At 69.4% G+C, this 21,845-nt stretch carries 19 protein-coding genes; 12 read left to right on the forward strand and 7 right to left on the reverse strand.

The annotated features are described in order from the left end of the window. On the reverse strand, positions 1-633 hold the full coding sequence (locus OG858_RS31675; protein ID WP_046708947.1) for an AIM24 family protein: 633 nt from the start codon (positions 631-633) through the stop codon (positions 1-3). Between the two features lie 190 nt (positions 634-823). Here OG858_RS31675 and OG858_RS31680 point away from each other — a divergent pair, with 190 nt between their 5' ends. From OG858_RS31680 to OG858_RS31705, 6 genes are all read left to right on the forward strand, one after another. Continuing rightward, positions 824-1,183 (forward strand): DUF3817 domain-containing protein, encoded by a 360-nt coding sequence (locus tag OG858_RS31680; RefSeq protein WP_086749200.1) that lies wholly within the window; start codon positions 824-826, stop codon positions 1,181-1,183. Further along, complete coding sequence (locus tag OG858_RS31685; protein ID WP_086749201.1) at positions 1,180-1,473, forward strand: MTH1187 family thiamine-binding protein; 294 nt, start codon at positions 1,180-1,182, stop codon at positions 1,471-1,473. Before OG858_RS31680 ends, OG858_RS31685 begins: the two co-directional genes overlap by 4 nt. Before the next feature lie 359 nt (positions 1,474-1,832). After that, positions 1,833-3,620: a glycosyltransferase family 2 protein gene (locus tag OG858_RS31690; protein ID WP_328544216.1), complete on the forward strand. Its 1,788-nt coding sequence runs from the start codon at positions 1,833-1,835 to the stop codon at positions 3,618-3,620. A 3-nt stretch (positions 3,621-3,623) separates the two neighbouring features. Further along, positions 3,624-5,579 carry a radical copper oxidase GlxA gene (glxA, locus tag OG858_RS31695; RefSeq protein ID WP_319317693.1) on the forward strand — a complete coding sequence of 652 codons (1,956 nt, stop codon included), beginning with the start codon at positions 3,624-3,626 and terminating at the stop codon, positions 5,577-5,579. A gap of 164 nt (positions 5,580-5,743) precedes the next feature. Then, positions 5,744-6,253: a MarR family winged helix-turn-helix transcriptional regulator gene (locus OG858_RS31700; RefSeq protein ID WP_037695482.1), complete on the forward strand. Its 510-nt coding sequence runs from the start codon at positions 5,744-5,746 to the stop codon at positions 6,251-6,253. 432 nt (positions 6,254-6,685) lie between these two features. Next, entirely contained in the window at positions 6,686-6,892 is a 207-nt protein-coding gene (locus tag OG858_RS31705; RefSeq protein ID WP_256960531.1) for a hypothetical protein, read from the forward strand. A gap of 37 nt (positions 6,893-6,929) precedes the next feature. Here OG858_RS31705 and OG858_RS31710 read toward each other — a convergent pair whose 3' ends face one another. Then, the gene (locus OG858_RS31710; protein WP_319068887.1) at positions 6,930-7,271 is read right to left on the reverse strand and encodes a DUF3817 domain-containing protein; all 342 of its coding nucleotides are present in this window, start codon (positions 7,269-7,271) and stop codon (positions 6,930-6,932) included. Positions 7,272-7,365: 94 nt separating this feature from the next. On the opposite strand from OG858_RS31710, the gene OG858_RS31715 reads away from it, so the two are divergent. Beyond that, positions 7,366-9,066: an acyl-CoA mutase large subunit family protein gene (locus tag OG858_RS31715; protein WP_328544215.1), complete on the forward strand. Its 1,701-nt coding sequence runs from the start codon at positions 7,366-7,368 to the stop codon at positions 9,064-9,066. Positions 9,067-9,221: 155 nt separating this feature from the next. Here OG858_RS31715 and OG858_RS31720 read toward each other — a convergent pair whose 3' ends face one another. Continuing rightward, complete coding sequence (locus OG858_RS31720) at positions 9,222-9,857, reverse strand: TetR/AcrR family transcriptional regulator (RefSeq protein WP_328544214.1); 636 nt, start codon at positions 9,855-9,857, stop codon at positions 9,222-9,224. A 191-nt stretch (positions 9,858-10,048) separates the two neighbouring features. On the opposite strand from OG858_RS31720, the gene OG858_RS31725 reads away from it, so the two are divergent. From OG858_RS31725 to OG858_RS31740, 4 genes are all read left to right on the forward strand, one after another. Further along, entirely contained in the window at positions 10,049-11,026 is a 978-nt protein-coding gene (locus OG858_RS31725; RefSeq protein WP_319068890.1) for a tetratricopeptide repeat protein, read from the forward strand. Between the two features lie 692 nt (positions 11,027-11,718). After that, positions 11,719-12,354 (forward strand): DUF6230 family protein, encoded by a 636-nt coding sequence (locus tag OG858_RS31730; RefSeq protein WP_319068891.1) that lies wholly within the window; start codon positions 11,719-11,721, stop codon positions 12,352-12,354. A 168-nt stretch (positions 12,355-12,522) separates the two neighbouring features. Then, positions 12,523-13,161, forward strand: coding sequence for a DUF6114 domain-containing protein (locus OG858_RS31735; protein ID WP_319068892.1), 639 nt, complete (start codon positions 12,523-12,525; stop codon positions 13,159-13,161). After that, positions 13,151-14,527 (forward strand): hypothetical protein, encoded by a 1,377-nt coding sequence (locus OG858_RS31740; protein ID WP_328544213.1) that lies wholly within the window; start codon positions 13,151-13,153, stop codon positions 14,525-14,527. Before OG858_RS31735 ends, OG858_RS31740 begins: the two co-directional genes overlap by 11 nt. A 125-nt stretch (positions 14,528-14,652) precedes the next feature. On the opposite strand, the gene pyk is transcribed toward OG858_RS31740, so the two are convergent. The 3 genes from pyk to pta all read right to left on the reverse strand — a co-directional run bounded on the left by pyk (position 14,653) and on the right by pta (position 19,553). Next, positions 14,653-16,083, reverse strand: coding sequence for a pyruvate kinase (gene pyk, locus OG858_RS31745; RefSeq protein WP_037695503.1), 1,431 nt, complete (start codon positions 16,081-16,083; stop codon positions 14,653-14,655). A 132-nt stretch (positions 16,084-16,215) separates the two neighbouring features. Further along, positions 16,216-17,421 carry an acetate kinase gene (locus tag OG858_RS31750; RefSeq protein ID WP_328544212.1) on the reverse strand — a complete coding sequence of 402 codons (1,206 nt, stop codon included), beginning with the start codon at positions 17,419-17,421 and terminating at the stop codon, positions 16,216-16,218. Between the two features lie 20 nt (positions 17,422-17,441). Beyond that, complete coding sequence (gene pta, locus OG858_RS31755) at positions 17,442-19,553, reverse strand: phosphate acetyltransferase (protein ID WP_319317679.1); 2,112 nt, start codon at positions 19,551-19,553, stop codon at positions 17,442-17,444. 331 nt (positions 19,554-19,884) lie between these two features. Here pta and OG858_RS31760 point away from each other — a divergent pair, with 331 nt between their 5' ends. Further along, positions 19,885-20,910 carry an ATP-dependent 6-phosphofructokinase gene (locus OG858_RS31760; protein WP_037695513.1) on the forward strand — a complete coding sequence of 342 codons (1,026 nt, stop codon included), beginning with the start codon at positions 19,885-19,887 and terminating at the stop codon, positions 20,908-20,910. 56 nt (positions 20,911-20,966) lie between these two features. On the opposite strand, the gene OG858_RS31765 is transcribed toward OG858_RS31760, so the two are convergent. Further along, complete coding sequence (locus tag OG858_RS31765; protein ID WP_319068900.1) at positions 20,967-21,788, reverse strand: helix-turn-helix domain-containing protein; 822 nt, start codon at positions 21,786-21,788, stop codon at positions 20,967-20,969. Positions 21,789-21,845: the final 57 nt, after the last annotated feature.

The following is a 21,845-nucleotide window of genomic DNA, read 5'->3' on the forward strand; positions in this document are numbered from 1 at the left end:
TCACACGTCTCCCGCCACCGTGTTGCGCTCGCTGGGCTGGACGTAGACGAGCCCGTCGCCCTCGAAGCGGATCTGGAAGGCCTCGCCGCCGCCCTCGCCCATGAACGTGCGGAACGTCACACCGGACTGGAAGGACTGCTGGAGGTCGCCCTGGTGCGCGATGTACGCCCCCGGGTCCACCGTCAGCGGGTACTGGCGGCTCACCCGCAGCACCACCGCAGGGCCGTCGGACATGATCGCCGCCTGGCCGTGGCCCTCGATGGTCGTGGTGAACAGGCCGTTGCCCTGCGAGGCGCCGCGCAGCCCCGTGAAGCTCGTGCCCGTGCGCAGTCCGGAGTCCGTCGCGAGCAGATTGCTCGACTCCACGTACAGCTTGTCCCCCTGAAGATTCACGAGGTTGATCTCGGACGCCCGGTCCGCGAACCAGCAGGTCCCTTGCCCGGTCACCTCCATCAACGTCATCTGTTCACCCGTGAGGCGCCGCGTCACCATCCCGCGCAGACCCTCACCGCCGCCGCTCAGCTTCTTGAACGACATCTGACCGTCGTAGGCGACCATCGAGCCGTTCTTCGCCTTGACGGCGTCCCCGGTCATGTCGACGGCCAGCACTTTGCTGCCTTGAAGTCGGAACATTGCCACGGGGTGACGGTAACCGGCCAAAGGGGGGACAGGACAGGCCCTTGAGGGGGATCTCGACCCTGAAGGGACCCCTAGGGCCATCGGGAGGTTGACGGATGCCAGAATGGGCGTCGCTTGTGCTTCCGTTCACAAGGACCGCCGAGCGACGCGACGACTCGCCCCCAGACCTCACCGAAGGTGACCCGTGGACATAAAGACCGCCTCCGCCCTCCGCCGCCTGCGCCTCGTCTCCGCCCCCGAGGCCGTCTCCTTCCTGCTGCTGCTCGTCTGCTCGGTGCTCAAGCGCACCACGGAGTTCAACGCGGTGCCGGTGATGGGCTGGGTCCACGCCATCCTCTTCCTCCTGTACCTGGTCTTCTGGGCCGACGCCTGGAACCGCACGAAGTGGTCCCTGAAGACCGCCGCGCTCTACTTCGCCCTCTCCGTCCTGCCCACCGGCGGGTTCTTCGCCGACCGCAAACTTCGACGCGAGGCCGAGGACGCGGTCGGCGCGGCGTTCGCGTCCCGCGCCGGCGGCGAGAGCGAAGGGGTCGTGAAAGCGTGATCGTCGCCTTCTCCGTGACGCCGCTCGGCGTCGGCGAGGACGTGGGGGAGTACGTCGCCGACGCCGTACGGGTCGTCCGTGCGTCGGGCCTGCCGAACCGGACCGACGCCATGTTCACCTCGATCGAAGGCGAGTGGGACGAGGTGATGGACGTCATACGGCGGGCCGTCGCCGCTGTCGAGGAGCGCGCACCCCGCGTCTCACTCGTCCTCAAGGCCGACATTCGGCCCGGCGTGACGGACGGCCTCACGTCGAAGGTGGAGAGGGTGGAGCGCCACCTGTCCGAGTAGGCCGCAGGTACCCCGCGTACCGCCGTACCCGCGTACCGCCGTACCCCCGCCGTAGTGCCGAAACCACGGCCCCTGTGGGCCGGGGTTTCGCCGTGACGCGGTGTTGGAGCGCCTGGGGCCTGTGGGCGGGTGCGGGTCCGGTGGGGGCTGGTCGCGCAGTTCCCCCGCGCCCCTGAAAAGCAGGGGCTGCGCCCCGTGCTTCTCGGCCCGCGGGCAGCCGCAGCGCGTCCGTGCGCGTCAACGCACCCTGTCCGCCGAGCTGCCGGGCGCCCACACCCGTTCGGCCCAATGTGGTTGGACGCACCACCCGATCGGCCCTTTCGTGTACATATCGACTCGTTCGATCACCGGAGGGCGCCGTGAGGCTGGAGGGCTACGACTACGAGACCCACAGCAGACTCGCCGGCCCCCTCACGGAGGCGGGGGAACCGCCGTACCGCGTGCGGTACCGCAAGCTCCTCTCGAAGGAGCCGCATCGAATACGGGCCGTGCTGCTGATGACGCTGGCGCCGCTGCTGACCGGCGCCCTGCTCGTCTATCTGGTCTGGCCCACGCACTGGGTGGAGCGTGAGGGCGGCGACACGTGGCTCGTGGGGCTCGACCTCGCGATGCTGACAGCCATCGGCCTGATCGAGCTGTTCATGGTCGTCAACGTGGTGTCGATCGCGCACGCGACGATGGTCGCGCGCGATCCCGTACCGGTCGTCCCCGAAGCCGGCACGCGCGTCGCCTTCCTGACCACCTACGTCCCGGGCAAGGAACCCCTCGCGATGGTCCGGGCCACCCTGGAGGGCGCCACCCGGCTCCGGCACAGTGGCCACCTCGACATCTGGCTGCTCGACGAGGGCGACGACGACCGGGCCAAGGCCCTCTGCGAGGAGCTCGGCGTCCGGCACTTCACCCGCAACGGCGTCCCCGAGTGGAACCGCTCCAAGGGCGTCCACAAGGCCCGTACCAAGCACGGCAACTACAACGCGTGGATCGCCAGGCACGGCGAGGAGTACGAGTTCTTCGCCTCGGTCGACACCGATCACGTGCCGCTCCCCGAGTTCCTGGAGCGGATGCTGGGCTATTTCCGCGACCCGGACGTCGCCTTCGTCGTCGGACCGCAGGTGTACGGGAACTACGTCACCCCGGTCACCAAGGCGGCCGAATCCCAGCAGTTCCTCTTCCACGCCCTCATCCAGCGCGCCGGCAACCGCTACCGCGCCCCCATGTTCGTCGGCACCAACAACGTCGTACGCCTCGCGGCCCTGCGACAGATCGGCGGGCTGTACGACTCCATCACCGAGGACATGGCCACCGGGTTCGAACTGCACCGGCACCGGAACCCGGCGACGCGCGGGCACTGGCGGTCCGTGTACACGCCCGACGTGCTCGCGGTGGGGGAGGGCCCGGCGTCCTGGACGGACTTCTTCGTCCAGCAGATGCGCTGGTCGCGCGGGACGTACGAGACGCTGTTCAAGCAGTACTGGAAGGCGCCCTTCACGATGCCGTGGGGGCGCCTCTTCTCGTACACGCTGATGCTCGTCTACTACCCGATGACGGCCATCAACTGGCTGCTCGGCATGGTCAGTTGCGTGCTGTTCCTGTGGTTCGGGGCGTCCGGGACCGAGGTCGCCGCCTCCGTCTGGCTGATGCTGTACAGCGACGCGGCCGCCCTCCAGGTGGGGCTGTACCTGTGGAACCGCAGGCACAACGTCTCGCCGCACGAGCCGCAGGGGTCGGGCGGGCTCGCCGGGATGGCGATGTCGGCGCTCTCCGCGCCCATCTATCTGAAGTCGCTGAGTGCCGCCGTGCTCCGGCTGCCCTGCCGGTTCGTCGTCACGCCGAAGGGTGGCGACGCGAGCCCCGACCGGCTGCTGACGTTCCGGATCCATCTGTTCTGGGCGGCCGTGCTCGCGTCGTCGCTGACCGCGTCGTTCTTCCTCGGCCACACCCATGTGGCCATGCGCACCTGGGCCCTCCTGGCCATGGCGATCTCGCTCGCGCCCGTCGGCGCGTGGGCCGTCACCCGGCTCGCCGACCGCAAGGAATCCGCGCTCGCCGGCCCGCCGGCCCCCACGCTCGCCACCCCGCCCGCCCCCGCGCCCTCCGGCGCCACGCCCGCCCCCTCCGTCTCCGGCACCCCGACAGGAGGCAACTAGGCCATGGCCCACCAGCCTTCGAGGAAGACCAGGAAGTACCTGCTCGGGGTCGGCGCCGTCGCGCTGCTCGCCGGTCTCAACGCCCCGGCCGCCATCGGGTTCGCGCAGGAGCGGTACCACGAGTGGAAGATCGCCCAGCCCGGCTACCGGGCCGAGTACGGCTCCTGGACGCAGGTCGACATCCCGAAGCGGTTCCGGACGAACGCCATCCATGCGGCCCTGTTGCACACCGGAAAGGTGCTGATCGTCGCCGGGTCGGGCAACGAGCAGAAGAAGTTCGACAAGGGGTCCTTCGACACCGTCCTGTGGGACCCGGCGCGGAACACCTACAAGAAGATCCCCACCCCCGTCGACTTCTTCTGCGCCGGACACGCCCAGCTCCCCGACGGCAGGCTCCTGGTGGCCGGCGGCACCGCCCGCTACGAGCTGCTGGACGGCGAGGTCGAGCGGGCCGGCGGCGGCATGCGGGTCAAGAACGAGAACCCCGACAAGGCGGTCGTCCTGAAGAAGGGGACCCGCTTCCGCTCACCTGCCGGCATCGAGTACGTCAGCCGCTTCGACGTCACCGTGCCCAAGGCCAGGCGCGACTTCGACGTCACCTACGACGCGGCCGGCGTCATGCGGCCCTGGAAGACCGAGGTCGTCGCGAGCGAGGCCCGGGTCTTCGTCGAGGCCGTGGACAAGGGCGCGCAGTCCGTCATGCCCCGGCGGGCCCAGTACGAGATCCTCGGCCTCAAGGGCGAGGACGCGGCCAACACGTACGGCCTCTCCGAGAAGATCACCCTCGACAAGCAGGACTTCCAGGGGATCAGGGCGGCGTACGAGTTCGACCCGAAGGCCGAGAAGTACGTGCCGGTCGCCCCGATGCGAAAGGCCCGCTGGTACCCGACGCTCGTGGGACTGGCGGACGGGCGGGTGCTCGCCGTCTCCGGTCTCGACGACGTGGGTGTCGTCGACCCCGGCGACAACGAGATCTACGACCCGAGGACCAGGAAGTGGAAGCCCGGCCCGAAGCGGTACTTCCCCACCTACCCCGCCCTCTTCCTCACCCAGGGCGGCAAGCTGTTCTACCCGGCCTCGAACGCCGGCTACGGGCCCGACGACCTCGGCCGCGAACCCGGCCTCTGGGACCTGAGGACCAACAGGTTCCAGAAGGTGAAGGGCCTCACGGATCCCGACAGGACCGAGACCTCGGCGTCCGTGCTGCTGCCGCCCGCCCAGGACCAGAAGGTGATGATCCTCGGCGGGGGAGGCGTCGGCGAGTCCAGGAAGGCGACCTCGCGCACCGCCGTCATCGACCTGAAGAAGGACGATCCCGCCTTCGAGGACGGCCCCGACCTGCCCCGGGGCACCCGCTATCTGAACAGTGTGCTCATGCCCGACGACACCGTCTTCACCTCCAACGGCTCCGCCGATTACCGGGGCCGCAGTGCCAGCAACATCCTCACGGCGCAGTTCTACGACCCGGAGTCCAACTCCTTCCGGGGCGCCGCCGCCCCCAGGGTCGGCCGCAACTACCACTCCGAGGCCCTGCTCCTGCCCGACGGCCGCGTCGCCACGTTCGGCTCCGACCCGCTCTACGACGACCAGCGGAACACCAAGCTGGGCCACTTCGAGCAGCGCATGGAGATCTACACGCCGCCGCTGCTCCACAAGTACGGCAGGAAACGGCCCGTCCTCGGCGACGGCCCCCAGGAGGTCGACGCCAAGGGCCGCGCGACCTTCGCCACCGCCCACCCCGAACGGGTCGCCGACGCCCGCCTGATGCGCCCCAGCGCCGTCACCCACAGCACGGACGTCGAACAGCGCTCCATCGCCCTGGAGGTGACGAGGACCCGCGACTCGGTCACCGTCGACGTACCGGCGGACCGGACCCTGGTCCCGCCCGGCTGGTACATGCTCTTCGTGACGGACGGGGAGGGGACGCCGTCGAAGGCCAAGTGGATCCAGGTCAGGTGACGCTTCGGGTGGTGCGAAAGTGCAGGCCTGCCCGCACTTGTTCCACGAGGCGGCGGAGCGGTCCCGTCGGGGCGCCGGCCGGAAGCGGTGGCGCGGGCTTTCGGGGCGTACCGAAAAGCGAGACGGGGCTGACCAGCATGTGACCGGCCGGTAGGGTCGATGCCGTGCCGAAGCCGCTCAGCCTCTCCTTCGATCCCATCTCACGCGCCGACGAGCACTGGAAGCAGCGCTGGGGAAACGTCCCGTCCATGGCCGCGATCACCTCGATCATGCGCGCCCAGCAGATCCTGCTGGCGGAGGTCGACGCGGTGGTCAAGCCGTACGGGCTGACGTTCGCGCGCTATGAGGCCCTCGTGCTGCTCACCTTCTCGCAGAAGGGCGAGCTGCCGATGTCGAAGATCGGCGAGCGGCTCATGGTGCACCCCACGTCCGTGACGAACACCGTCGACCGCCTGGTGAAGTCCGGCCTCGTCGACAAACGTCCCAACCCCAACGACGGCCGCGGCACCCTCGCCTCCATCACCGACAAGGGGCGCGAGGTCTGCGACGCTGCGACCCGCGACCTCATGTCCATGGACTTCGGCCTCGGCGCCTATGACGCCGAGGAGTGCGCGGAGATCTTCGCGATGCTCAGACCGCTGCGGGTGGCGGCGGGGGACTTCGAGGAGAGCTGAGCACGGCCGTCAACGATCGACGGTCGGCTACCGCTTGTCGGTGGTTCACCGCTGTTGATCCGCGTGGACGCAGGCCCGCGCTGCTTTCGCTGCCGTCCTGTCGGGTCGACGACGTCGGGATGATCGAAATCCGGATCTGCCGACCGTGGGGACCGGGTGCCTGTCAGGTGTACGCGAATGCGTTCGCAGCATGATCGTCGCCGGGAGTGCGGCCCTGCCGGCCGCCGCGGTGACGCTGAGTGCGGCAGGGCCGGCGCAGGCCGACGCCACGGGGAGCACGGCACAGCGGGACCTTCGATCACGACGTGCGGGGACTCGGTGTGCGGGTCCCTGCCGGCTGCCTCCCGACCCACACGATCGAGGGGTCGGGCACATGGATCACCAGCCGGTTCGCGGGCGTCGAGTGCGCGGGGCCCCGGCGACCTTCTCCAGGTGGTGCAACTGGAGGATCGACTTCGCCTACGCGGACCTGGGAACCGGACGTACAGGACCTCGCGCGGCGCGACGCACGCCGAGTGCAAGGGCAACCCCCTGCGGCATGCCGCGCCGCAGAGGCTGCCGAAGTTCGGCAAGGCGTGCGCGAAGTTCCACGTCAACGGCAAACTGCGTGCCGTGCAGTGCCACAACGTCACGAAGTGAGGGCGCGCCCGTCGCGGTCGGTTCCGGGCGAGTCCGGTCAGGCCGCGGCGGGGCTCGGGGCCGATTCCTTGATGATCAGCGGCTCGACCTCGCGGCTCACCTTGCGTTCGACGAAGAAGGCGGCCGTGGGGACGGTGCCGGCGAGCAGCACCCAGGCGAGGCGGCCCAGCGGCATCTTCGCCTTGCTGCCGAGGTCGAAGGCGAAGACCAGGTACAGCACGTACAGCCAGCCGTGCGCGAAGCCGACCACCGTGACGAAGCTGTCGAAGCCGTCCATGTCCAGCAGGCGCTTCCCGATCACGCCCGCCGTCAGCAGGATCAGCAGTACGGCGGTGACGTAGGCCAACACCCGGTAGCGGGTCAAGACGCTCTTCTTCATGGCGTCGAGCGTAACGGGTGCTTTTCGGCGCCTCGCGCGCGCGTCGGCCCTGCGCCGGTCGTCGCTTACTAGGACGTCCTAGTAAATTGGGGTCATGGACGCTGACGCCATCGAAGAGGGACGCCGACGCTGGCAGGATCGGTATGACTCGGCCCGGAAGCGGGTGGGGGACTTCACCACGCTCTCCGGGGATGGGGTGGAACCTGTGTACGGGCCCCGGGCCGGGGATGTGTACGAGGGGTTCGAGCGGATCGGGTGGCCGGGGGAGTATCCGTTCACGCGGGGGCTGTATCCGACGGGGTACCGGGGGCGGACCTGGACGATCCGGCAGTTCGCGGGGTTCGGGAACGCGGAGCAGACGAACGAGCGGTACAAGACGATCCTCGCCAACGGGGGCGGGGGGCTGTCCGTCGCGTTCGACATGCCGACGCTCATGGGGCGGGACTCGGACGATCCGCGGTCGCTCGGTGAGGTCGGGCACTGCGGGGTGGCGATCGATTCCGCCGCCGACATGGAACTGCTGTTCCAGGGGATTCCGCTGGGGGACGTCACCACGTCCATGACGATCAGCGGGCCCGCCGTTCCTGTCTTCTGCATGTATCTCGTCGCCGCCGAGCGACAGGGGGTCGATCCCGGTGTGCTCAACGGCACGCTCCAGACCGACATCTTCAAGGAGTACATCGCGCAGAAGGAGTGGCTCTTCCAGCCCGAGCCGCATCTTCGCCTCATCGGTGACCTCATGGAGCACTGCGCGGCCGAGATCCCCGCCTACAAGCCGCTGTCCGTCTCCGGCTACCACATCCGTGAGGCCGGGGCCACGGCCGCGCAGGAGCTGGCGTACACGCTCGCGGACGGGTTCGGGTACGTGGAGCTGGGGCTCAGCCGTGGGCTTGACGTGGAGGTGTTCGCGCCGGGGCTGTCCTTCTTCTTCGACGCGCATCTCGACTTCTTCGAGGAGATCGCCAAGTTCCGTGCGGCCAGGAGGATCTGGGCGCGGTGGATGCGTGACGTGTACGGGGCGCGGACCGACAAGGCGCAGTGGCTCCGGTTCCACACGCAGACCGCCGGGGTGTCGCTGACCGCGCAGCAGCCGTACAACAACGTGGTGCGTACGGCGGTGGAGGCGCTGTCGGCCGTCCTCGGCGGGACCAACTCCCTGCACACCAACGCCCTCGACGAGACGCTGGCGCTTCCCGGCGAGCAGGCCGCGGAGATCGCGCTCAGGACCCAGCAGGTGCTGATGGAGGAGACCGGGGTCGCCAACGTGGCCGATCCGCTGGGTGGTTCGTGGTACGTCGAGCAGTTGACGGATCGGATCGAGGCCGACGCGGAGCGGATCTTCGAGCAGATCAGGGAGCGGGGGCTGCGGGCGCATCCGGACGGGCTGCATCCGATCGGGCCGATGACCTCCGGGATCCTGCGGGGGATCGAGGACGGGTGGTTCACCGGGGAGATCGCGGAGTCGGCGTTCCGGTACCAGCAGGCCCTGGAGAAGGGCGAGAAGCGGGTCGTCGGAGTCAACGTCCACCATGGGTCCGTGACCGGGGATCTGGAGATCCTGCGGGTCAGTCACGAGGTGGAGCGGGAGCAGGTTCGGGCGCTGGGAGGGCGGAAGGCGGGGCGGGACGACGCCTCCGTGCGTGCCGCCCTCGACGCGATGCTCGCTGCCGCGCGGGACGGGGGGAACATGATCGGGCCGATGCTTCACGCGGTGCGGGCCGAGGCGACGTTGGGGGAGATCTGTGGGGTGCTGCGGGAGGAGTGGGGGGTCTATACGGAGCCGGCGGGGTTCTAGTGGGGGCTGGGTGCCGATGTCCCTGCCAGGGCGGCGCAGGGATTCTCGCCCCCGCCGCCCCTACCCGTCCCATCCGCAGGGGCTGTGCCCCTTCCACCCCCGTCAAGGATTCGGGGCTCTGCCCCGGACCCCGTTCGCGCAGTTCCCCGCGCTCCTTAAGGGGGCGGCTGCGCCGGCCCCTTTATGCCTTGCAGCAGCAGAGTCGTGAAGTCCCTTACCCACTGTTCGTCCGCGGAGCCCGCGCTGACCAGGGTGCGGTGGACCACCGCGCCGGCCACGACGTCGAAGATGAGGTCGACGGTGCGGGAGGCGGTGGCGGGGTCGGACTCCGGGGGGAGTTCGCCGCGGGTCTGGGCGCGGGCCCGGCCCTCCAGGACCAGGCGTTTCTGGCGGTCGACGATGGACGTGCGGATGCGTTCGTGCAGGGCGTCGTCGCGGGTCGACTCGGCGATGACCGCCATGAGACCGCTTCTGGCCTCCGGGCGGGCGAGGATCGCCGCGAACTGGAGCACCACGCCTTCGATGTCGGCCGCGAGGCTGCCCCGGTCGGGCAGGCGGAGTTCGTCGAAGAGTTCCGCGACCGCGTCCACGACGAGTTCGTTCTTGCCGGCCCAGCGGCGGTAGAGGGTCGTTTTCGCGACGCAGGCCCGCGCGGCCACGTCACCCAGCGTCAGTTTCGACCAGCCCAGGTCGACCAGCGCCTCCCTGGTCGCCGCCAGGATCGCGGCGTCCGCGGCGGCGCTGCGCGGGCGGCCGCCCGCGGCGCGGGAGGCGGGGGTGCGGCTCTGCATCCGCCGACCATATCCGGCCGTTCCCGAACTTCCTCGGGGAGTCGTGAGGCAGATCACTGCGGAGTGGGTACTGAGGGGTACAGGAGAGCCTCCGGGACAGTTACGCTACGACTCGTAGCGTAAGCCTGGGGCGGATGCCTGGCTCGCGGAACGCTTTTCACGCGCGTGCTCGGAAGGGGGAGGATGTACTCATGCAGCCACGGAACATGTCCATGAGCGGAGTCGTCGACCTCGCCGCGGTGAAGGCGGCCCAAGAGGCCAAGGCGAAGGCGGAGCAGGCGCGTGCCGAATCGGCCCGGCAGGGCGGGGGAGGGGCGGTCTCCCCGGCCGACCTCGTCATCGATGTCGATGAGGCCGGGTTCGAGAGCGAGGTCCTGCAGCGGTCCACCGAAGTGCCCGTCGTCATCGACTTCTGGGCCGAGTGGTGCCAGCCCTGCAAGCAGCTCAGCCCGGTGCTGGAGCGGCTCGCCGTCGAGTACAACGGCAAGTTCGTCCTCGCCAAGGTCGATGTCGACGCCAACCAGATGTTGATGCAGCAGTTCGGGATCCAGGGGATTCCGGCTGTGTTCGCCGTTGTCGCCGGGCAGGCGCTGCCCCTCTTCCAGGGAGCCGCCCCCGAGCAGCAGATCCGCTCGACCCTCGACCAGCTCGTGCAGGTCGCCGAGGAGCGCTTCGGTCTCACCGGCCTCGTGGTGGACCCGGACGCCGAGGCCGGCGACCCCGTCGAGGCGGCCCCGCAGATCCCGGTGGGCCCGTACGACCACCTCCTCGAAGCCGCCGTGCACGCCCTGGACGCGGGCGACTTCGGCGGTGCGGTGCAGGCGTACAAGAACGTGCTGAGTGACGACCCCGGCAACACCGAGGCCGGACTGGGCCTCGCGCAGGCCGAGTTGCTGCAGCGTGTGCAGGGGGCCGACCCGCAGGACGTGCGCAAGGCGGCCGCCGAGAACCCGGGCGACGCACAGGCGCAGATCGCGGCGGCGGACCTCGACCTCGTCGGCGGTCATGTGGAGGACGCCTTCGGTCGACTCATCGACACGGTGCGGGTCACGGCGGGGGACGACCGGGACGCCGTACGGCGGCGGCTGCTGGAGCTCTTCGAGGTGGTCGGCGGCGACGATCCGCGGGTGGCCGCGGCGCGGCGCGCGCTGGCGCGGGCGCTGTTCTGACCCGCATGTGAACCATTGCCTCAGCTGAGTGTCGGCTGTGGTGGGTAGGGCCCCGGGGGGCCGGGACCGCTCCGGTCCCGGAGTACCGGGACGTGTGTTGCGCGAGTGAGAGATTTGGCGACACAGCGACACCGCGGCCGCGTTTTACCAAATCTTGGTAAACGCGGCCGCTGTTACTGGCAGTAAGAGAAAGTCGTCGATCTGTCGGGCTCTGTCCATCTGTCTGCCGTTGTGTCGCCTCACTCGGCGCCACCCAGGGTCGCTGGTCGATGCCGATGGGTCGTTGTTCGGTTATCCGTCCGTTACTAGCCAGTAACGACCCCCCTTGCGGGGGCGGCGAGAATGCACCACGATCGGCGACGCTCGGTCCTGTCCCGTATCCCGCCAACCAGTCGGGTCAACGGATTTCTGGGTCCCCACCGAGTAGAGCGGGCGACAGTGGCGCCTGTCTCTTGGGCAGGGGGGTCTCCGTCAACGACGGAGCCTGTCCAGCAGGTTGTGCGTGATGCGTGTCAGGCGCGACCAGTGGTTGTCGCTCGGGGGTGATCGCCGGTGATTCGGGCGCTTTTGCGCCACCGAGTGCGGGCGCTCTCCTTCCCGAGGACGTAGCACTTCTCCCATCCCTGCCCGGCTGAGCCGTCGCCCAGGTGGCGAGCCGGTGCCAGGAGATGTACGTCCGAGAAGGAGGAAATATGGAGTCCCAGGTGCGTGGCGGGACCAGATGGAAGCGCTTCGCTGTGGTCATGGTGCCCAGCGTCGCCGCTACAGCAGCGATAGGTGTCGCCCTGGCTCAGGGTGCTCTCGCGGCTTCGTTCAGCGTGTCGGGCCAGTCGTTCAAGGTATCGGCTGACCGGCTCGACGGTACGGGCTTCTCGCAGTACGGAGCGCTCGACGAGGGCTACACCCTCAAGGGCGAGAAGACGGTTCACCCCGTCGCCGTTTCGGCGTTCAAGACCGCGTCGATCACCAACATGTGCCAGTCGGTCGTCACCCCGGGCGTCCCGTTCCTCGGTAGCGTCAGCCTCAAGCTGACCGCCGGTACGGGTGGCAAGAAGGTCGAGGCCGAGAACCTCTACATCGACGTCGAGGACCTCTCGGCCGATGCCACCTTCCGTGGCATCGACATCGGTGTGGCGGCCAAGGACGCCAACAAGGGTCCGGGCATGAAGGGTGGCTCGGAGCAGGCCAACCCCTACGGGTTCGCCCAGCAGGCCGACTCGGCCACGCTGACCGATGTGAAGCAGACGGCGTGGGCCACCACTGCCGGAACCTTCAAGCTGAGCAACCTGAAGATGTCGCTCCACAAGGGCACCGTGGAGTGCTACTAGGCACTCCCTGGGCGGGTGAAGGGGCCTGTGCTTCTTCGCCCGCCCGTCCCTCTCGCCGTGCGCGCGACCGCCGCGCACGCGCACTTCGTACGTGAATTCCGTGCGCGCGCTTCGTACGTGCCGTACGTGAACTTGTCACAGCAACACCGTTCCAGGGAGCTGTTGTCCATGAGCGCCGAGCCAACGGGGCAGAACGAAGACTATCTCCGCGTCCTCCGGCGGCGCTTCAGCGACTGGAGGGGCAGCCGTCCCTTCTGGGCGGGCCTGTTGGTCCTGCTCGGCGGCTTCCCGATCATGTACTTCCCGTACGCGGATCTGCAGATCGGCCATCTCACGCTCGCCATGGCGACGACGGGCGGTTCGGGCTCCCTCATCATCGGCGTGCTGCTGGTGGTGCTCGGGGTCAGCCTGTGGTTCCAGCGCCATGTACGCACCTTCGCCGGAACGGCGGCGATCCTCCTGGCGCTGGTGTCCATCCCCGTCTCCAACCTCGGAGGCTTCGGCTTCGGCTTCCTGTTCGCGCTGGTCGGCGGTGCGCTGGCCATCGCCTGGGGGCCCGGTCACGACGAGGCGGCGGTGCCGTCCACGTACAGGACCCCGGCACAGTCCCGGGCCGCCCAGGACGCGGCCGCCCAGGCGGCGACTTCTCAGAACACGGCACAGCAAGGCGCGGTCCTCCTGCACAAGGGCGACGCCCCGGAGCCCGCGGCAGCGGGTTCGGTGAACGGGGCGGCGAACGACGAGGGCGACGACCTGTCAGGTACCACCCACACGAACGGGACGAACGGGAGGCACAGTGCCGGCTGACGAGGTGACCCACGGGACTTCGGTGGGAGAGTCCCGTGCGAGAACCGGACCGCGGCACGCGGCACCCAGGAAGCCCCTTCTCACCCGGCTGAACATGCCGGCGGGCAAAGCGATAGCCCTGGCGGCCATGCCGACGGCGGTCCTCATGGGCATGGGCTTCACGCCCACCCTGGCCCTCGCGGAGGACCCCGCGTCGCAGAGCCTCACGGCCGACGAGTACAAGGACTGTGTGGAGGCCCTGGAGGCCACCGAGGAAGGCACGGACACCTCCGCCTCGCCGACCCCGACGCCGTCCGCCTCCGCCACGGAGAGCGCCGACTCCTCGGACGACGAGGCGAAGGACGAGGACACACCGTCCGACGACGACTCCTCGGGCAACTCCTCGGACGACTCCGCCTCCGACGACACGTCCTCGGACGACTCCTCCTCGTCGGATTCAGGTTCCGACGACAAGGACACGGCCGACGACTCCACGTCGACCGACACCGCCGACAAGGCCGCCACCGACACCACGGACACAGCGTCGGACGCCGCCTCGGAGAGCGAGAGCGGCAACGTCCTGGAGGACATCGGCAGCGCGATCGAGGACCTGTTCACCCCGGACGACAAGGGGACGGACAGCAGCACCACGCCCTCCGAGGCCACCAGCCCGTCCCCGTCGCCCTCGGCATCTCAGGACGCCTCCGGCTCGGACGAGGACACGGACTCCGGCAAGGACGCGCAGGGCACCGTCGACGTCACGGACAAGGTCAAGGACACCGCGAAGGACGTCACCGACACCGCCGAGGACACGGCCGAGGACGTCGACGACGCGGCGAAGGACACCGCCGACGACGCCACCGCGACGCCGACGCCGACCCCGTCCCCGAGCGAGAGCACGGACCTGGACGGCTGCTTCGTCGCCACGGACGACGAGAGCGGCGTGGAGAAGGGCATCCCGGCGCTGCCCGACGACCCCTGGTACCTCAACGCCAGCTCGCTGCTGCTGAAGGGCGCCGACTACAAGGGCGTCGTCAAGGTGAAGACCGCCGACGGCACGGTCAAGGAGGTGCTGAAGTACGTCATCTCCGACGGTACCGACATCGGCGACCTCCACCAGACGGTCGACGACAAGCAGGCCGGCGTGACCTACCACGTGCAGGCCGGCAAGGGCACGACGTCCACCATCCGCGACGGCCAGACGGTCATGTACACCGAGAGCATCTCCGGCAACCTGCTGGGCCTGATCCCGGTGACCTTCGACCCGAAGCACCCGCCGCCGCTGAACATCCCGCTGATCTACTTCACCAAGGTGAAGGTCGTCCAGGCGGGCCAGTTCGGCGGGACGCTCACCGTGCCGGGGCTGCACCAGTACACCACCGAGTGAGCACCGCCCCCACGGCCGGCTGAGCGCCGTACAGGACCCTTCCGGGAGCCGCGACACACCGAGGGCGCCCCCTGTATTCCAGGGGGCGCCCTCGGTGCTGTCGTGCCCTTGCGGGGACGGCCGGGTCAGTCGCGGGAGCCGCCGCCCAGGTGGTGCACCCGGACCATGTTCGTGGTGCCCGGGACACCGGGGGGCGAACCGGCGGTGATGACGGCGATCTCGCCCTCGTTGAAGCGCTTGAGCTTGACCATCTCCTGGTCCACCAGGTCGACCATCTCGTCGGTGCTGTTCACGAACGGCACGACGTGCGACTCGACACCCCAGCTGAGCGCCAGCTGGTTACGGGTGGACTCGTCGGTGGTGTACGCGATGATCGGCTGGGACGCGCGGTAGCGGGACAGCCGGCGGGCGGTGTCACCGGACTGCGTGAAGGCCACCAGGGCCCGGCCGCCCAGGAAGTCGGCGATCTCGCAGGCGGCACGGGCGATCGAACCGCCCTGTGTACGCGGCTTCTTGCCCGGCACCAGCGGCTGCAGGCCCTTGGAGAGCAGCTCCTCCTCGGCCGCCGCGACGATCTTCGACATCGTCCGGACCGTCTCCAGCGGGTACGCGCCCACGCTGGACTCCGCCGACAGCATGACCGCGTCCGCGCCGTCCAGGATCGCGTTGGCGACGTCGGACGCCTCGGCGCGCGTGGGGCGGGAGTTGGTGATCATCGACTCCATCATCTGGGTCGCCACGATCACCGGCTTGGCGTTGCGGCGGCACAGCTCGATGAGCCGCTTCTGCACCATGGGGACCTTCTCGAGCGGGTACTCGACGGCCAGGTCGCCACGGGCGACCATCACGCCGTCGAAGGCCATCACGACGGCCTCCATGTTCTCGACGGCCTGCGGCTTCTCCACCTTGGCGATGACGGGGACACGGCGGCCCACCTCGTCCATCACCTTGTGGACGTCCCGCACGTCCTCGGCGTCCCGCACGAAGGACAGCGCCACCAGGTCGCAGCCCATCCGCAGCGCGAACCGCAGGTCCTCGACGTCCTTCTCGGACAGCGCGGGCACGTTGACGGCCGCGCCGGGCAGGTTGATGCCCTTGTGGTCCGAGATGACACCGCCCTCGATGACCTCGGTCCGCACCCGCGGGCCGTCGACCTCGATGACCTTCAGCTCGACGTTGCCGTCGTTGATGAGGACCTGGTCGCCGGGGGAGACGTCACCGGGCAGGCCCTTGTACGTCGTACCGCAGATCTGCTTGTCGCCCGGCACGTCCTCGGCGGTGATGGTGAACTCGTCACCGCGCACCAGCTCCACCGGACCCTCGGCGAAGGTCTCCAGGCGGATCTTCGGGCCCTGCAGGTCGGCGAGGACACCGATGGCCACGCCGGTCTCGGCGGAGGCGGCTCGGACCCGGTCGTAGCGGCCCTGGTGCTCGGCGTGGCTGCCGTGGCTGAAATTGAAACGGGCCACGTTCATGCCGGCCTCGATGAGGGCGACCAGTTGCTCGTGGGAGTCGACCGCGGGGCCGAGAGTACAGACGATTTTCGAACGGCGCATGGGACGATCCTATCGGTTTGTTTCGCTGCGGAATATTCCGTCTGTTGGAATAGCAAATGGGCGGCTATGCGCTCAGACGTGTTACCGGCGTGTATTACTCGGCTGCTCTTCGCTCACTCGCGTGCTCTTTGCTCATTTGTTGACCAGGGCGTACGTCTGTGTCGCGATCTCCAGCTCCTCGTCCGTCGGCACCACCGCGACCGCGACCCGCGCGCCCGCCGGGGAGATCAGCCGCGGCTCACCGCTCCGTACGGCGTTCAGGTCGTCGTCGACCGCGAGGCCCAGCCCCTCCAGGCCCGCCACGGCGGCCTCCCGCACGGGCGCCGCGTTCTCACCGACCCCGGCGGTGAACGCCACCGCGTCGACCCGGCCGAGCACCGCGCAGTAGGCACCGATGTACTTCTTCAGCCGGTGAATGTAGATGTCGAAGGCCAGCTTCGCCCGCTCGTCGCCCTCGTCGATCCGCCGGCGTATTTCCCGCATGTCGTTGTCGCCGCACAGCCCGATCAGACCGCTCTTCTTGTTGAGGAGAGTGTCGATCTCGTCCGTGGACATTCCGCCAACGCGCATCAAATGAAAGATGACGGCCGGGTCCATGTCTCCGGACCGCGTACCCATCACGAGCCCCTCCAAGGGCGTGAGTCCCATGGAGGTGTCCACACACCGTCCGCCCTCGACCGCCGAGGCGGACGCCCCGTTGCCGAGGTGCAGGACGATGACGTTCACCTCGGACGGGTCCTTGCCCAGCAGTTCGGCCGTCGCCCGGGAGACGTACGCGTGCGAGGTGCCGTGGAAGCCGTAGCGCCGGATGCGGTGCGCGTCCGCGGTCTCGACGTCGATCGCGTAGCGGGCGGCGGACTCCGGCATCGTCGTGTGGAACGCGGTGTCGAAGACGGCGACCTGGGGGAGGTCGGGCCGCAGCGCGCGGGCCGTGCGGATGCCGGTGAGGTTGGCCGGGTTGTGCAGCGGCGCCACCGGGATCAGACGCTCGATCTCGGCGAGCACGGTGTCGTCGACGACGGTCGGGTCCGTGAAGGTCAGTCCGCCGTGCACGACACGGTGCCCGATGGCGGCCAGTTCGGGGGAGTCGAGGCCGAGCCCGTCCGCGGCCAGCTCCTCGGCGACGGCCTTCAGGGCGGCCTCGTGGTCCGCGATCGACCCGGTGCGCTCGCGGGAGGCTGCGCCGTCGGTGAGCGGGGTGTGCTTCAGACGGGAGTTCTCCTCGCCGATCCGCTCGACCAGCCCCACGGCCAGCCGACTGCTGTCCCGCATGTCGAGCAGTTGGTACTTCACCGAGGAGGAACCGGAGTTGAGGACGAGTACGCGGGTGTCGGTCACGGTCTGCTTCCTGACGGGGTTCACTGGCCGAGGGTGGCCGGTGCGGCCGGGGCGGCGGAGGTCTGGGCCTGGATCGCCGTGATGGCGACGGTGGTGACGATGTCCTGGACGAGTGCGCCCCGGGACAGGTCGTTCACCGGCTTGCGCAGCCCCTGCAGGACCGGCCCGACCGCGAGCGCGCCGGCCGAACGCTGCACGGCCTTGTAGGTGTTGTTGCCGGTGTTGAGGTCCGGAAAGATCAACACCGTTGCCTGGCCGGCGACTTCGGAGTCCGGCAGCTTGGTCGCCGCGACACTCGGCTCGACGGCGGCGTCGTACTGGATCGGCCCCTCGATCAGCAGGTCGGGCCGCCGGGAGCGCACGATCTCGGTGGCTTCCCGCACCTTGTCGACATCGGCACCCGAGCCGGACGTACCCGTGGAGTACGACAGCATCGCGATCCGCGGCTCGACCCCGAACTGCCGTGCGGTGGCGGCGGACTGGACGGCGATGTCGGCGAGCTGCTCGGCGTTCGGATCCGGGTTGACCGCGCAGTCCCCGTACACCAGCACCTTGTCGGCGAGGCACATGAAGAAGACGGACGAGACGATGCCGGCGTCCGGCCTGGTCTTGATGATCTCGAAGGCGGGCCGGATGGTGGCGGCGGTGGAGTGCACGGACCCCGACACCATCCCGTCGGCGAGCCCCTCCTGGACCATGAGTGTGCCGAAGTAGTTCACATCGGACACGACGTCGTACGCCAGCTCGATGCTGACGTTCTTGTGGGCGCGGAGCTTGGCGTACTTCTCGGCGAACATGTCCCGCCACGTGGACGTCGCCGGGTCCACCAACTGGCTCTCGCCCAGGTCGATGCCCAGGTCGGCGGCCTTCTTGCGGATCTGGTCGACGGGGCCGAGGAGGGTGAGGTCGCAGACACCGCGCCGCAGCAGCACCTCGGCCGCGTGCAGGACGCGCTCCTCGGTCCCCTCCGGCAGGACCACACGACGCCGTTCGGAGCGGGCCTGCTCCAGCAGCGTGTGCTCGAACATCATCGGCGTGATGCGGTCGCTGCTCGGCGCGGAGACCCGGCCCCGCAGCTCGGTCGTGTCGACGTACCGCTCGAAGAGCCCGAGCGCGGTCTCCGCCTTGCGCGGGGTGGCCGCGCTCAACTTCCCCTCCATGGAGAAGAGTTCGGAGGCGGTGAGGAAGGAACCGGTCTCGACGGCGACCACGGGGGTGCCGGGGGCGAGGCGGGCGGCGAGGGTCAGTACCTCGTCGCTGGGCCGCTCGTTGAGGGTGAGCAGCACACCGGCGATCGGCGGGGTGCCGGCGCTGTGGGCGGCGAGGGCGCCGACGACGAGGTCCGCGCGGTCGCCGGGGGTGACGACCAGACAGCCCGGGGTCAGGGCGTTGAGGAAGTTCGGCAGCATGGCGCCGCCGAAGACGAAGTTCAGCGCGTCGCGCGCGAGCCCCGAGTCGTCGCCGAGGAGGACCTTGCCGCCGAGGGCGTGGGTGATCTGGGCGACGGTGGGTGCGGAGAGCGCGGGCTCGTCGGGGACGACGTAACAGGGCACGGGGAGCGGCAGCCGGGAGTCCCCGAGCCGCTCGGCTATCTCGGTGCGGTCGGCGGGCGCGACCCGGTTGACGACCATGGCGAGCACGTCACAGCCGAGGCCGTCGTAGGCGCGGTACGCGTTGTGCGTCTCGGCGGCCACGGAATCGGCGGTCTGCTTGCGTCCGCCGACGACGGGGATGACGGAGGCGCCGAACTCGTTGGCGAGGCGGGCGTTGAGGGAGAGCTCGTCCGGGAACTGGGTGTCGGCGAAGTCGGTACCGAGGACGAGGACGACGTCGTAGTCGCGCGCGACGGCATGGAACCGGTCGACGAGAGTCGAGATCAGCTCGTCCGTGCCGTGCTCGGCCTGGAGGGTGGACGCCTCGTGGTAGTCCATGCCGTACACGGTCGCCGGGTCCTGGGTGAGCCGGTAGCGTGCGCGCAGCAGGTCGAAGAGCCGGTCCGGTCCGTGGTGCAGCAGCGGTCGGAACACCCCCACCCGGTCGACCTGGCGGGTCAGGAGTTCCATGACCCCCAGCTCGACGACCTGGCGGCCGTCGCCGCGGTCGATCCCGGTCACGTACACGCTGCGCGTCACGTGTGCTCTCCGTTTCATGTGGGACGTGTAGGACGTGTGGTTCGGTTGGTGGGGTGCGGCAGGTCGGGGTTCGGTCGGTGAGGGGCAGTCGGTAAGGGGTCAGTCGATGGGGGTGAAAATCACCGTCCCGGCGGACAGAAACCCTCTTGACAATACCTCTGACCATGGATAAGGCGCCCATCAGCCCCGGAGTGGTGCCGGGCGGGGTGGACGGACGGGGTGGACGGGCGCGGCGACCCCCTGGGAGCCGTGAAACAATCGGACTGGCTCATAAGTACCAGCACCGAGCAGGACGCTCAGGACGATCAGGACGAGCAGGAGAAACAGCACGATGCGTATCGGAGTTCTCACCGCAGGCGGCGACTGTCCGGGCCTGAACGCAGTGATCCGGTCGGTCGTGCACCGAGCGGTCGCCCAGTACGGCGACGAGGTCATCGGCTTCGAGGACGGCTACGCCGGTCTGCTCGACGGCCGCTACCGCAGCCTCGACCTGGAGTCCGTCAGCGGCATCCTCGCCCGCGGCGGCACCATTCTCGGATCCTCCCGTCTCCAGCGCGACCGCCTCCGGGAGGCGTGCGAGAACGCGCAGGACATGGCCCACCAGTTCGGTATCGACGTACTGATCCCGATCGGTGGTGAGGGCACGCTGACGGCGGCGCGGATGCTGTCGGACGCGGGCCTGCCGGTGGTCGGCGTCCCGAAGACCATCGACAACGACATCTCGTCGACGGACCGGACGTTCGGATTCGACACGGCGGTCGGGGTCGCCACGGAGGCGATGGACCGCCTGAAGACGACCGCCGAGTCCCATCAGCGGGTGATGGTGGTCGAGGTCATGGGCCGGCACGCGGGCTGGATCGCGCTGGAGTCGGGCATGGCCGCGGGCGCGCACGGCATCTGCCTGCCCGAGCGTGCGTTCGACCCGGCCGGCATCGTGAAGATGGTCGAGGAGCGGTTCGCGCGCGGCAAGAAGTTCGCGGTCATCTGTGTCGCGGAAGGCGCCCACCCGGCCGAGGGTTCCATGGACTACGGCCACGGCGAGATCGACCAGTTCGGCCACGAACGCTTCCAGGGCATCGGCGCGGCGCTGGCGTACGAGCTGGAGCGGCGCCTCGGCAAGGAGGCCAAGCCCGTCATTCTCGGTCACATCCAGCGGGGCGGCACCCCGACCGCGTACGACAGGGTGCTCGCCACGCGCTTCGGCTGGCACGCGGTCGAGGCCGCGCACCGCTCGGAGTACGGCCGCATGACCGCGCTCCGCGGCACGGACGTGGTGATGGTGCCGCTGGCGGAGGCGGTGACCGAACTGAAGACGGTGCCGAAGGACCGGATGGACGAGGCGGAGTCGGTGTTCTAGGGGTTCCCGGGGTTTTCCGGGGTTTGCGGGGGTTCTCCGGGAAGTTTCTCCGTTTCCTAGTACGTCGTCGTTTGCCGGACCAGTGACCAGAAGTGGTCGACGATCCCGTCCAGGAAGTCGCGGCCGGCGTCGCCCGAGTCGGTGGCGGCGGTGCCGTTGGCCCAGGTGAGGGTGGCGGTCATAAGGCCCTGGTACTCGGTGTGCATCTCCCGGAGGACGTCCTCCAGGAGATGCCGGTCGAGCTGTCTGTCGAGGGACAGCAGTTTGGCGGCCGGGCGCACATGGGCCTGCCAGCGTGTGGTCACCGCGCTGTGGAGCAGCTCCCTGAGCCTCGCCTCGCGTCCTGTGGCGACGACGAGTTCGGGGAGCGAGAGGTCGAGTGCGACGGCGAGGGCGGCGGACTGGCGGTCCGTGCCGCGCCACTCCCCGCTCTCCTCCATCTGGAGATACGCGGAGAGTTCGAGCCCGACCGCGCGGGCGATGTCCTCGGCGGCGATCCCCCGGACCATCCGGTGCTCGCGCAAGGTCCTGGGCGTGCCGATGAGTTCGGCGGGCGAGCACCACAACACCCCCGCGAGCGCGGTGAGTTCGGGGCTCGTGGGCGCGATGGCGCCGCGTTCCCAGGCGGCGACCATGTCCGGGGTGACGTACGGGAGTCCGAACGAGGAGCGCATGCCGTAGGCGACGTGCTCGGGGCCCATGCCGAGGGCGATACGCAGCTTTCGGGCGGCGGGGGCATTGAAGGGCGGGGTGGGGGCGGCGGCGGTCTGCGGGTCCGGACAGGGCTGTGGGTCCGGATACGGCTGGGGGCCCGGGTGGGGCTGCGGCTGTGGATACGGGTGCTGGGGCGGCCGTTCGTGGGCTGAGCGTCGGTGCACGCGCACAACGTAGGGGTGCGGGGCTGCGGTGACTACGGGCTGTTCGGCCACAATCAC

It is taken from the genome of Streptomyces europaeiscabiei (assembly GCF_036346855.1).
In the GTDB taxonomy this organism is placed as follows: domain Bacteria; phylum Actinomycetota; class Actinomycetes; order Streptomycetales; family Streptomycetaceae; genus Streptomyces; species Streptomyces europaeiscabiei.